Source organism: Citrobacter sp. BDA59-3 (genome assembly GCF_015167655.1).
In the GTDB taxonomy this organism is placed as follows: Bacteria; Pseudomonadota; Gammaproteobacteria; order Enterobacterales; family Enterobacteriaceae; genus Phytobacter; species Phytobacter diazotrophicus.
In genome coordinates this window covers 3577492-3590589 of record NZ_CP063427.1, presented here as the reverse complement: position 1 = coordinate 3590589, position 13098 = coordinate 3577492, and the positions used below count along the sequence as shown (strand labels likewise).

Annotated in this window: 7 protein-coding genes; all 7 read right to left on the bottom strand. The window is 56.8% G+C overall.

Annotated elements, in window-relative coordinates; translation table 11 throughout:
* Positions 1-116 precede the first annotated feature (116 nt).
* Positions 117-1514 (bottom strand): HEAT repeat domain-containing protein, encoded by a 1398-nt coding sequence (locus IP582_RS17005; protein WP_193793899.1) that lies wholly within the window; start codon positions 1512-1514, stop codon positions 117-119.
* A gap of 107 nt (positions 1515-1621) precedes the next feature.
* Positions 1622-2344 carry a two-component system response regulator BaeR gene (baeR, locus tag IP582_RS17000; RefSeq protein WP_071195733.1) on the bottom strand — a complete coding sequence of 241 codons (723 nt, stop codon included), beginning with the start codon at positions 2342-2344 and terminating at the stop codon, positions 1622-1624.
* Positions 2341-3822, bottom strand: a complete 1482-nt coding sequence (baeS, locus tag IP582_RS16995) for a two-component system sensor histidine kinase BaeS (RefSeq protein ID WP_193793898.1) — start codon at positions 3820-3822, stop codon at positions 2341-2343. Before baeS ends, baeR begins: the two co-directional genes overlap by 4 nt.
* Entirely contained in the window at positions 3819-5234 is a 1416-nt protein-coding gene (locus IP582_RS16990; protein ID WP_041851987.1) for an MFS transporter, read from the bottom strand. Before IP582_RS16990 ends, baeS begins: the two co-directional genes overlap by 4 nt.
* A complete protein-coding gene (mdtC, locus tag IP582_RS16985) occupies positions 5231-8308 on the bottom strand; it encodes a multidrug efflux RND transporter permease subunit MdtC (RefSeq protein ID WP_193793897.1) in 3078 nt (1025 codons plus the stop codon). The genes IP582_RS16990 and mdtC overlap by 4 nt, the downstream gene beginning before the upstream one ends.
* Complete coding sequence (locus tag IP582_RS16980) at positions 8309-11431, bottom strand: MdtB/MuxB family multidrug efflux RND transporter permease subunit (protein WP_193793896.1); 3123 nt, start codon at positions 11429-11431, stop codon at positions 8309-8311.
* The gene (locus IP582_RS16975) at positions 11431-12672 is read right to left on the bottom strand and encodes an MdtA/MuxA family multidrug efflux RND transporter periplasmic adaptor subunit (RefSeq protein WP_193793895.1); all 1242 of its coding nucleotides are present in this window, start codon (positions 12670-12672) and stop codon (positions 11431-11433) included. The genes IP582_RS16980 and IP582_RS16975 overlap by 1 nt, the downstream gene beginning before the upstream one ends.
* Between the last annotated feature and the right edge of the window lie 426 nt (positions 12673-13098).

Sequence of the window (13098 nt, the reverse complement as noted above, 5' to 3'; positions counted from 1 at the left end):
GATGACAGGTCAGATTCGCCTCACCAGGTGAGGCGGCTGGGGAGATCCCATAAATTTAGGGCGGGAATTGTAGCGCTGGCGGGAAAGGGAGTAAACCCACACAGTATGTAAGCGGGTCATTGTACCAGATAGTGTTGTAGCGACCGGCGTATTTCGGGCGCCTGCGCCAGCAAACAGGTCAGGATTTCCTGCTGACCAGACGTGGGGTTAATCCCCGCCTGATTGTATTTCACTTTCCAGCTCGCCAGTTCTTCTGCCTGCTGTGACGGCGACAGTAAAGGGAAATGGCGTAGCAGCACGATGAGCCAGTCCCATTTGTTTATCTGGTGTACCAACCGCCAGTACAACAGGGTGTGCTTCTCCGAAGGCGTATGCGTCAACAGTGCCTCAAGTTCGCTTCGTGAAAAAGAGAGCGGGTGGTGCGCCAGTGATTTCATTGCCGCCATAGCAAAAGACAGGCTCGGGTCGGCTAAGGCGGCCAGAATGCGGGGTTTCGCCTCTTCACCTTCAAGCGTCAACAAGATATGCAGCGCCGCCTGGCGGATACCGTTTTCAGGCTGCGAATAGCTCCACAGCGCCAGTGAATGCAATGCGGGATCGCGTGCCTCTTTCAGACCATAGAGCGCGGAACGGCGCTGAGTTATCGAACAGGCCGGCGAGGTGATAACGTCGCGCCAGAACGCGGTAGCATCAACGATTTCAGATAGCATGCGACGGGCGCGCTGGCGGATCAGACCGTTTTTATCCAGCAGTAGTTCCCTGTGCAATGGTTCGGGCAGCGCTTGCCCATGCTCATCAAGATAAAAGAGGGTATCGCGACGGATACGCGGCCAGGGATCGCGCAGCAGGCGTGTCATCAATGACTCAGACAGTTTCGGCGCGCGTGCCAGCCAGTAGGTAACCGCAATGCCCCGCAAATAGGTATCACCGGTATCCAGTACAAAGGCCAGCGCGGCTTCATCGTGCAATTGCTCCTGCTCGATAAGCGTATGCAACACGGCATGGCGCAGTTCGCGATCAGGGGAATAGAGCGCCTGCCTTAAGTCGGCTATATGGGCCTGCGAGGCCAAAAAGCGGCTAATCAACTCCACTAAAGGCACGTGGTTGTAGCGTCTGCACGTCAGTAACTGTCTGACCTGCGCAAGATGGGCAATAAAGGCGGGCGCATTTTCCGCCGTCATCAGCGCCATCACTTCCTGGGTGGCGAGGCGGTGAATCGGCTTAACCCAGTCATTAGCGCAAATCAGGAGTTCCCGGAGGGCGGCGATGTCGCCTTTTAAAGAGAGCGCCATTACGGCTTTTTCACGCAAGAAACCGTTGTGGTGATGGGTGAGCTGGCAAAGACTCTCGACACTGCGGATATCGCTATTTTTTAGCCAATAGTTGCCATTGCGCGGCTCGTTGAGCAGCATTCTAATTTCTTGATAAATTTCTGTTTCTTCATCAAGAGGTGGCTCGGTGAATGAGAAGAACCAGCGCTTTAGAAAAGATTTATCGCTCATGATCGTCAGCATGCTTCCTGCATGAAAGAGCCGGTTGCAGATATGCGCCATCGATGTCGGGATGTGATGCACAATCCACGGCGTCGATGAATGAAATGCCATCAGGGAGCGGATGAGTATCATGCCAGTCGGCAGGCATCAGCTTCCCAACGATAACCCACGCCATAGACGGCGCGGATGAAGGACTGTTCTTCATCCAGCGACTCCAGTTTACGGCGCAGGTTCTTGATATGGCTGTCGATAGTGCGGTCAGTCACCACGCGGTAATCGTCATACAGGTTATTGAGCAACTGTTCGCGCGAGAATACCTTCCCCGGTTCGCTGGAGAGGGTTTTCAGCAGACGAAATTCCGCTGGCGTTAAATCCAGCAGCTTGCTGCGCCAGCTTGCCTGGAAGCGGCCTTCATCAACGATAAGCGGGCTTTCTGCGTCCAGCGCCTGTATTTCACGCTGCGGCTTACAGCGGCGGAGGATCGTTTTCACCCTTGCCACCACTTCGCGCGGACTATAGGGTTTGCAGATATAGTCATCAGCACCGATCTCCAGTCCCAGCAGGCGGTCAATCTCTTCGATTTTTGCCGTCACCATAATGATGGGAATATTGGAGAAACGACGGATTTCACGGCACAGTGTCAGCCCGTCGGTGCCGGGGAGCATCAGATCAAGCAGGATCAGGTCCGGCGGCGTCTGACGCACATACGACAGTACCTGATCGCCATGGTTAATCAGCGATGGCGCGTAACTGGCCGCACGCAGATAATCAATCAGCAACTGACCCAGCTTTGGTTCGTCTTCCACGATCAAAATGCGTGGGGTGTTTTCATCAATAGGTAACTCAGTCATACGTTTCTCGCTATGTCCCGTTCCAGGGGTAATTCAACTTTAATGCTAACCCCACCAAAAGGCGAATGCGCGGCGCGGACCTTGCCGCCGTGGGCTTCGATAATATTCAGACAGATTGCCAGACCTAAGCCGGAGCCGCCGCTGGCGCGGTTGCGCGAACCTTCGGTGCGATAAAAGCGTTCAAATAATCGGCCTAATTGCAGATCGCTGACTCCGGGCGCGCTATCGGCAAAATCGAGGGTAAGCATACTGCCCTCCGTCATTGCGGAGATGTGCATACCGCCGCCGCTATCGGTGTAGCGCAGACTGTTTTCCAGCAGATTATTGAACAGTTGCATCAGACGATCCGGGTCGCCAAAAACCACGGCGTGCTCCGGTAGCGTCATGTCGATAGTCAGATTGCGGCTGGCGTAACGTTCACGAAACGCTCCGGCTGCCACCTCCAGTAATGAAATGACATCCACCGGCCTTTTCTGGTAAGCCAGCGCGCCTTCATCTGACATGGACAACTGATGCAAATCGTCCACCAGCTTGGTTAAGGTGGCGACTTCTGCCTGTAAAGAAGTCACCGACTCCGGTGTAAATTGCCGTACCCCATCCTGAATGGCCTCAAGTTCGCCACGCAGTACCGCCAGCGGTGTACGCAATTCGTGGGAGATATCCGCCATAAAATCACGGCGCATCTGCTGATTTTTCTCCAGCGTACTGGCGAGCTGATTAAAGTCCTGCGCCAGCTTGCCCAACTCATCCTGGCTGCCAGGGTTAACGCGGGTGGAGAAATCCCCGGCGGCCAGCTTATGCGTACCGTCAACCAGCCGTTTGACCGGCGCGAGCAGGCCGCGGGCCAGTGGGAAGGTGGCCAGCGCGGCCAGCAGGGTCGAGAGCGCGACAATCATCCAGCTTGTGCGCCGCTGCTGACGGTCAAAGTTAATATCGGTATTGCGCGTCAGGCGCTCCACCGGCGAGGCGATGACCCAGCCGACAGGCTGACCATTAACCGTAATGGCTCGCCGTGTCCCGTCGGGCGGTACCGGGCTACGTGGCCCAACAAGCACTTCCGCCGATGCGTCAGTCACCCAAAATTGTGTCCGCCAGCCGTGTGGCGGCATGCCATTACCGGGTTCTGGCGGAGGGCCTGGCGGCGGCTCATGCTCATGATTATCACCATGTTCCGGCCCTGGCCCAGGGCCACCTGGCCCACCCTCACGCTCGTTGTCTCGCTCGAATGAACGCAGGATCTGGAAGATAAAGCGGTCGTTGTTGCGTAAAAAACCCCAGTCTCCATGCTGAGCGTATTGCTCACTCAGGGCATCGCTGAGCAACTGCAGACGCTGTTCGTTGCCGCGTTTAATGTAGTCGATAAAACCCCGTTCGAAGCTGATGCGCACGGCCCAGTGCATACTGATAAGCAGCACGATACAGGTGGCGAAAATAGCCAGAAAGAGCTTAGCGGTAATACCGGGTCGCCAGATTTTCATGATTGACTCCTGTTGCGCCGGGAAATGACCACGTTCTGACTGACATCATTCGGGACTCGGGCAAAGATAAAGGCGGGCAGGGCGATAATGAATGCCATGCACAGGTAGGTATAAAGAAAGACGTGATGGGCAACGCCGCTGTCGGCGGACAGATTGTGCTGGCCGAACAGCCCCAGTAGCAGCCCGGCCACGGTGACGCCGATACTCATCGAAAGCTGCATGATCATTGATAACAGGCTGTTGCCGCCGCTTGCCAGTTCATCGGGCAGGTCTTTCAGTGTCAGGGTATTCATGGATGAAAAACGCATGGAGTTGATCATGCCCTGCGCGAACAGTACAAAGGGCAGCAGAGCGTACCAGCCCATCAGCGCCGTCCCCATAAACAGCAGACTGACGGCGGCCAGACCCAGCGTTGAACACACCAGCGCGCGACGGTAGCCAAAGCGGTTGACTAACTGAACGACAATCCGCTTCATTCCCATACTGCCGATGACCATCGGAATCATCATTAGCCCGGCATGAAACGGCGAAAAACCCAGACCAATCTGCAAAAAGACCGGCGTCATAAAGGGCAACATGCCGCTGCCTATGCGTCCGGCGAAACTGCCGCACAGGCCAAGGGAGAATGACGGCGTACGAAACAGGCGCAGATTAAACAGCGCTCCCGCATTGCCTTTGGCATGCAGTAGATAGATAACAATTGCCAGCACGCCGCCCGCCACCAGAAGGCCGAGCAGCAGCGGTGAAATTCCGAGCCCCTTTTGCCCGTCGAGCGCCAGCGTCAGCGTTGCCATCCCCGACGCCAGCAGCAAAAAGCCAAAGAGGTCAAAACGACGGGTTTGTAAGGTGTAGTTGGGCATTAACCACAGGGTGGCGATCGCCCCCACCACGCCAACGGGCAGGTTAATCAGGAAGATCCAGTGCCAGGAGGCATATTCCACCAGAATGCCACCTAACGCCGGGCCGAGCAGTGGCCCTACCTGGCCGGGCAGGGTGACGAAGGTCATTGCCGCCATGTATTGATCGCGCGGGACAATTTTCATCACCGTCAGCCTGCCGACGGGCACCATCATCGCGCCGCCAACGCCTTGTAATATACGGGCCATTACCAGCTCATTGAGCGTGTTGGCCTGGGCGCAAAACAGCGAACCCAGGGTAAAGAGAACGATGGCGGTAAAGAAGATATTACGCACCCCGACGCGATCTGCCAGCCAGCCACTGGCAGGCAGCATGATAGCAACGGTCAGCACATAGGAGACCACCACCATATGCATATGCAGCGGGCTTTCTCCCAGACTTCGCGCCATTGAAGGCAGGGCGGTGTTGACAATCGTGGTGTCCAGCGACTGCATAAAGAAGCCAAACGCCACAATCCATAATTGCCAACGCACATTTTTGGGCAGTTCTGTCACTCTGTTACAGCCTCTCTGCGTTTAGGGGCAAATCGGCGTTGCAGGCGGTCAAAGAACAGGTACACCACCGGCGTGGTATACAGTGTCAGCAATTGACTCATTACCAGACCGCCAACAATGGTTATCCCCAGCGGCTGGCGCAGTTCGGAACCGTCGCCACCCGAAATCACCAGCGGAAGCGCGCCAAACAGCGCCGCCAGTGTGGTCATCATTATGGGTCTGAAACGCAGCAGACAGGCCTGGAAAATCGCCTCTTCTGCGTTCAGATTTCCCTTCCGTTGGGCTTCAAGCGCAAAATCCACCATCATGATGGCATTCTTTTTCACTATACCAATCAATAGCATAATGCCTATTAAGGCAATCAGACTGAATGGCGCGCCAAACAGCTCCAGCGCCAGTAGCGCCCCGACACCTGCTGAGGGCAGGGTTGAGAGGATCGTCAACGGATGGACGTAACTCTCATAGAGAATACCCAGCACGATATAGACCGTCGCGATCGCGGCGATAATCAGGATCACCTGCGAATTCATGGTTTGCTGAAAGACTTGCGCAGTTCCGGCGAAACTGCCGCGCACTGTCGAAGGCACCCCCAGTTGCGTCATGGCGCGGTCAATTGCGTCACTCGCTTCGGATAGCGACACCCCTGTGGGCAGGTTGAACGAAATCGTGGACGCCGCCGATAGCCCCTGATGGTTAACCGCCAGTGGAGCGTTCGCTGGTTGCCAGCGGGCAAAATAGGACAGCGGAATAGGTTTGCCCTCGCTATTAATGACAAACATCTTATCCAGCGCGCTAATGTCCTGGGTATAGCGTCGATCGACTTCCATCACCACTTTGTACTGGTTAAGCGGCTGGTAGATGGTGGAAATTTGCCGCTGGCCGAAGGCGTTGTTCAGCAGGCTGTTGGCCTCTTGTACGTTGATCCCCAGGCGCGACATGCTTTCGCGATCATAAGTCAGGTTCATCTCCGCGCCGTTATCCTGCTGGTCGGAGTTCACGTCCGCCAGCTCCGGCAGCGAGGCGAGCGCTTTGCGGATTTTCGGCTCCCACTCACGCAAGGCGCTAAGATCGTCGGAGAGCAGCGTGTACTGATAACTGGCATTGGATTGCCGTCCACCTACGCGGATATCCTGGACCGCCACCAAAAACAGACTGGCTCCCGGCTCTTTGGCGAGCTTTCCTCGCAGACGGTCGATAACCTGTTGGGCAGTTTCATTGCGTACACTGCGTGCCTTAAGGGTAATAAACATCATGCCGCTGTTGACTCGTGAACCGCCGGTAAAACCCGTCACGTTATCGACGGCGGGATCGTCGCGGATGATTTTCATAAAGTCCTGCAACTTAATGCGCATCGCCTGGAATGAAATACTCTGATCCGCCTGAATACCGCCCATCAGGATGCCGGTGTCCTGCTCCGGAAAGAAGGTTTTCGGAATGCTGATATACATCCAGATATTCAGCGCGATGGTGCCAATCAGTACCAGCCCTACCAGGCGCGCGTGGTTCAACACCCATTTGAGTGATTTTGCATAGGCACGCTGGAGTCCGAGAAGCAGGCGACCAATGCCCTTGTTGCGCGTGGCGGTCGGGGATTTGCGGCTACGTAGCAACCAACCGCACATCATCGGCGTCAGAGTGAGCGAGATAGCCAGTGAAATGCCGATGGCCACCGAAAGGGTGACGGCAAACTCCCGCAGCAGGCGCCCCGGCAGCCCTTCCATCAGCAAAAGCGGCAAGAACACCGCGACCAGCGATATACTCATCGAGAGCACCGTAAAGCCGACTTCCCGCGTTCCCTGCAGTGCCGCCTGCAGCGGTTTCATGCCCGCTTCCAGGTGACGGGAAATATTCTCCAGAACCACGATGGCGTCATCGACCACGAAACCGGTGGCGATGGTCAGCGCCATCAGCGAGAGGTTATTAAGGCTAAAACCGCACAGGTACATGGCGGCGAAAGTACCGATCAGCGACACCGGGACTGCCACTGCGGGGATCAGCGTCGCCCGTCCGGAACGCAGAAACAGGAAGACCACCAGGATAACCAGCGCGACCGAGATCACCAGCGACTGCTCCACTTCCGCAAGGGAGGCACGGATAGTCGGCGAGCGGTCCTGGGCAATCTGCAGGTCAATCGCCGCCGGAATGGTCTTTTGTAATTCCGGCAGGCGAGCGCGGATGCTGTCCACCGTCTGAATGATGTTGGCTTCCGGCAGTTTGCGGATCATCAGCAAAATGGCGGGTTTAGCGTTGGTCATCCCGGCGTTACGGATATCCTGAACGGAGTCGGTCACCGACGCGACATCACTCAGACGGACGGCTGCGCCATTTTTGTAATGGATAATCAGCGGCTGGTAAGCGGCAGCCGTTTTCAGCGCGTCATTGGTCTGCACCTGCCAGCGGTGGGTTGCGTCTTCAATCGCCCCTTGTGGGCGACGAACGTTGGCCTGGGTTATGGCGGTGCGCACCGCATCCAGCGAGACACCCTGGTTAAACAGCGCCTGCGGGTTTAAGCCAACGCGCACGGCGGGCAGCGAACTCCCACCGATATCGACATCTCCGACGCCGTCGATCTGCGAGATGGTTTGTGCCAGTTGCGTAGAGGCGAAATCATACAGCTCACCCTGCGAATAGGTATCGGAGGTGAGCGTCAGGATCATAATCGGTGCGGCAGACGGGTTGGCTTTGCGATAGGTCGGACGGCTCGGCATGCCGCTAGGCAACAGGTTTTGTGCCGCGTTTAGCGCCGCCTGGACATCACGCGCCGCGCCGTTGATATCGCGGTTAAAGTTAAACTCCAGAATGATACGCGTACTGCCAAGCGAACTGGACGAAGTCATTTCGTTGACGCCAGCGATACGCCCGAGCGAACGTTCCAGCGGGGTTGCAACCGACGAGGCCATGGTTTCCGGCGAGGCTCCCGGCAGCGAGGCGCTGACCATGATGACCGGGAAATCCACCTGCGGCAGCGGGGCCACCGGCAACAGCCGGAAACCCAGAACGCCGCAGAGCGTAATGGCAACGGAGATCAGTATCGTCGCCACCGGGCGGTAAATGAAGAGGGCGAAAAACTTCATTTACACCTCCTCTTCACGGCGCGGGAAGCGGCGACGCAGAGAGAGCGCGAGTCGGTCAAAGAGCAGATAGATAACCGGGGTGGTGAACAGCGTCAGCACCTGGCTCACCATCAAACCGCCCACCATACCAATCCCCAACGGACGGCGCAGTTCCGCCCCAACGCCGGTACTCAGCATCAGCGGCAACGCGCCCAGCAACGCTGCCAGGGTGGTCATCAGGATCGGACGAAAACGCAACAGACAGGCCTGGAAGATGGCATCGCGTGGGGACATCCCCTCTTCACGTTCGGCGGCGAGGGCGAAGTCAATCATCATGATGGCGTTTTTCTTGACGATACCAATCAGCAAAATGATGCCGATGATGGCAATAACGTCCAGTTCGCTCCCGGCAATCATCAGCGCCAGCAGAGCGCCGACCCCTGCGGTTGGCAGGGTAGACAAAATGGTGACCGGGTGAATAAAGCTCTCATACAACACGCCCAGCACGATATACATCGCCACTACGGCGGCAACTACCAGCCAGACGGTGCTGCCGAGCGCGGCCTGGAACGCCAGGGTACTGCCCTGGAACTGGGTGGTGATGTCGGTCGGCAGGTTGAGCGTCTTCTCGCTGTCAATAATCGATTGCACAGCTTCGCCCAGGGAGTGACCTTCCGCCACGTTAAAGGAGATGGTGGTGGAGGGGAACTGGTCCAGGTGGTTAATCGACAGTGGTGCGAAACGCTGCTCGATTTTGGCTATCGAACTCAGTGGCACGGTACCGCCGCTGCTACTGGCAAGGCGGATATTATCCAGCGCCGCCAGCCCCGGCGTTTGCGCGGTGTTGTGTTCCAGCACCACGCGATACTGATTTGCCTGGGTATAGATCGTGGAGATCAGACGCTGACCGAAGGCGTTGTAAAGGGCATTGTCCACATCGGACATGCTGATCCCAAGGCGGCTGGCGCTGTCGCGATCCACATTGACATACGCCACCAGCCCCTGATCCTGCCAGTCACTGCTGACATCAGCGAGCTGCGGTAAGGCCTGCAATTTGTCCATCAACTGTGGCACCCATTCGCTCAGGGCCGTCAGTGAGTTTGCCTGCAGGGTAAACTGATATTGCGTGCGGCTGACCGTGGTATCAATGGTCAAATCCTGCGTTGGTTGCAGATAGAGCGCTGCGCCGGGGATTTTCGCCACCGACTGCTGTAAACGTTCAATCACCACCGGCACGCGATCGTTACGTTCGCTGAGCGGTTTAAGGTTGATCTGTAGACGCGCGCTGTTGAGCGCCGGATTGGTGCCGTCCACACCGACAAAGGTGGTCAGACTTTGCACTGCCGGATCCTGGAGTACGATATCCGAGACCTGGCGCTGGCGCTCCGCCATGCTGGCAAACGACGCCGACTGCGGTGCCTGTAACGTACCCTGGATGATGCCATTATCCTGCACCGGGAAGAAGCCTTTCGGGATCACTATCCACAGCAAAACGGACAGTAGCAGGGTTGCGATCGCGACACTTAGCGTCAGCCACGGATGGTTGAGTACTTTGGCGAGCAGCCGACCGTAAGCGGCAATCACCCGTTCGAAAAAACGCTCCGACGCGCGGGAAAAACGGTTCTGTTTACGCAACGATTCCGCGCTCAACATGCGTGCGCACATCATCGGTGTCAGAGTTAGCGAGACAATTGCCGAGATTAAAATCGCCACCGCCAGGGTAACGGCAAATTCGCGGAACAGTCGCCCGACGATATCACCCATAAACAGCAGCGGGATCAGCACGGCAATCAGCGAGAAGGTCAGTGAGATGATGGTAAAGCCGATCTCGCCAGCCCCTTTAAGGGCCGCAGCCAGCGGCTTCTCGCCTTTTTCGATATAGCGCGAGATGTTCTCAATGACCACGATGGCGTCATCCACCACGAAACCGGTGGCGATGGTGAGCGCCATCAGCGTCAGGTTATTGATGGAGAAATCCAGGAACACCATGACCGCGAAGGTGCCTATCAGCGAGAGCGGCACGGCGACGCCCGGAATGATAGTGGCCGGGACATTACGCAGGAACAGATAGATGATCATGACCACCAGCGCGATAGCCAGCATCAGTTCGTACTGGGTATCGGAGACCGAGGCGCGGATATTGGTGGTGCGATCTGACAGTACTTTCACCTCAACCGATTTCGGCAGGCTGCTGGTCAGTTGCGGCAGCATGGCGCGGATACTGTCGGCGGTGTTGATGATGTTTGCGCCCGGCTGGCGCTGAACATTCATGACAATCGCCTGCTGTTTGTTGGCCCACGCTCCAAGCCAGCTATTTTCCGCTCCCTGTTCAACGGTTGCGATATCGCCTAAGCGGATGGGGGCGCCATTCTGATACGCCACAATCAGTCGCCGGTACTCCTCGGCGGATTGCATCTGGTCATTCGCGGACAGGGTGACAGCGCGTGCCGGGCCGTCGAGGCTCCCTTTAGCGGAATTCACGTTCGCATTACTGATCGCGGTGCGGACCGTTTCGCTGGTCAACCCAAGGGCCGCCACCGCCTGCGCATTGAGTTTGACGCGCACCGCAGGGCGCTGCCCCCCGGCAAGCGTGACCAGGCCGACGCCCGAGACCTGCGAGATTTTCTGCGCCACGCGGGTTTCCACCATATCTTCAACCTGCGTCATCGGCATGGCGGAGGAGGTGACGGCCAGGGTCATGATCGGCGGGTCCGCAGGGTTTACCTTGCTGTACACCGGTGGGTTAGGCAGGTCAGAGGGCAGCAGGCTGTTAGCGGCGTTCATTGCCGCCTGCACTTCCTGCTCGGCGACATCAAGCGGCAGCGTTAACTGGAACTGTAGCGTAATCACCGATGCGCCGCCGGAGCTTTGCGATGACATCTGCTTGAGGCCTGACATCTGACCAAACTGACGTTCCAGCGGGGCGGTAATCGCAGACGTCACCACATCCGGGCTCGCACCGGGGTAGAGCGTCACAACCTGAATGGTGGGGTAGTCCACTTCCGGCAATGCGGAGACAGGCAGGAAGCGGTAGCCGATGATCCCGGCGAGCAAAATCGCCACCATTAAAAGGGTGGTGGCGACAGGGCGCATAATAAACAGGCGCGACGGGCCGCCGGTTCTGCCTGGCGGAAGCAGTTGCATCAGGACTGCGCTCCTTTCGACGGGCGCTCGCGTTTGGCGGGCATCTGGTCAGCGTTTTTGGCGTCGACCACTTCCACTGTCGCCCCTTCGGTCAGGCGATCGATCCCATCCGTCACCACGCGGTCGCCAGCGGAAAGCCCCGCGGCGATCACCACTTTTTGACTGTCCTGAATACCCGGCGTCACCCTGTGTTTGCTGACCTGGTTTTTATCGTTGAGCACCCAGACGAAATTCCCTTCGTTACCCATCTGCAGGGCGGCTGTGGGGATGACAACCGCGTTCTCCTGGGTCGAGACGAGCATACGCGCATTCACAAACTGGTTCGGGAAGAGGGTGTCGTCCTGGTTATCAAAGCGGGCTTTTAGCTTGATAGTCCCTGTGGTGGCATCAATCTGGTTATCGAGGCTTAACAGTGTGCCGGTGGTAAGCTTTTGTTTGTTCGTACGGTCCCAGGCTTCGACACTTAACGTTTGCCCGGCTTTCTGCGCCTTGATAACGGTAGCGATGTCGTTTTCCGGCAGGGTGAACACCAGATCAATGGGGTGCGTCTGGGTCAAGACCACAATGCCGGTGGTATCGCTGCTGGAGATCTGGTTGCCGATATCCACCTGTTTGAGGCCGACGCGTCCGTCGATAGGGGCGACAATGCGGCTCCAGTCGAGCTGGAGTTGGGCGCTGGCGACAGAGGCTTCATCGGCTTTGATGGTGCCCTGTGTTTCGCTGACTAACGCCTGCTGAGTATCCAGATCCTGACGCGAGACAAGATTGGTTTTCACCAGTTGCTGATAGCGGGCAAGATCGCGCTGGGCATTGGCAAGGGTGGCTTTGTCTTTCGCTAACTGTCCCTGCGCCTGTGCCAGCGCGACTTTAAAAGCGCTCGGGTCAATTTCCGCAAGGAGGTCGCCCGCTTTCACCTGCTGGCCTTCTTTAAAATGAATCGCCTGCAACTGCCCGGACACGCGGCTGCGCACTGTCACCGCGTTGGCGGCCGTGACCGTCCCAAGACCCGTAAGATATTGCGGTACTGCCTGCTGCGTTGCCGTTGCTGCCTGTACCGGCGGCAGCGCACCACCACGCATACCATGACGACCACCGCCCGCTCCCGGACGCTGCGTTTGCCCGTTTGTTGCCCCGGCTGCAGGCGTTGTTTCCTTATGGCTGAACCCGTACCAAATAGCGGCAATGCCCGCAATGACCACCACTGCTGCTATCACCAGGCGGGAAGACTTTCTGCCTTTCATCGTTATGTCTATCTCATCCAGAAACTTTGCCTGAAATAATACTAGTTTAGTGAGTGCAGGCGTCAGAAAAATGGAGAGAATATGAAGTACTGTCTGGAAACGTCTGAGTGTGAGTCTAATTTGCGTTAGGGATTTTTTTCAATGAAAAAACTGAAAAGCACTGCGCCTTACGAATATCTGACCGGGTTCCAGGATTGTTGAGATCCACTTTGCCGCTAGTGTCAGGTATGCAGGAAAACTGAATGGCAGCACCTTTCGCTATTGGTGGAGACCCGGCAATGTTCCTCATGCCGTTTGCCAGGTGAAAAAGCCTGCGGAGTTATGCGTTTCGGTGAGGGGAGTAAAATTTAAAGTGATTATCATTCTTCGGTTTTAATAATATCCGTATCGACTTAAATCCGAAAAACCATAAATATTAGTGACTTA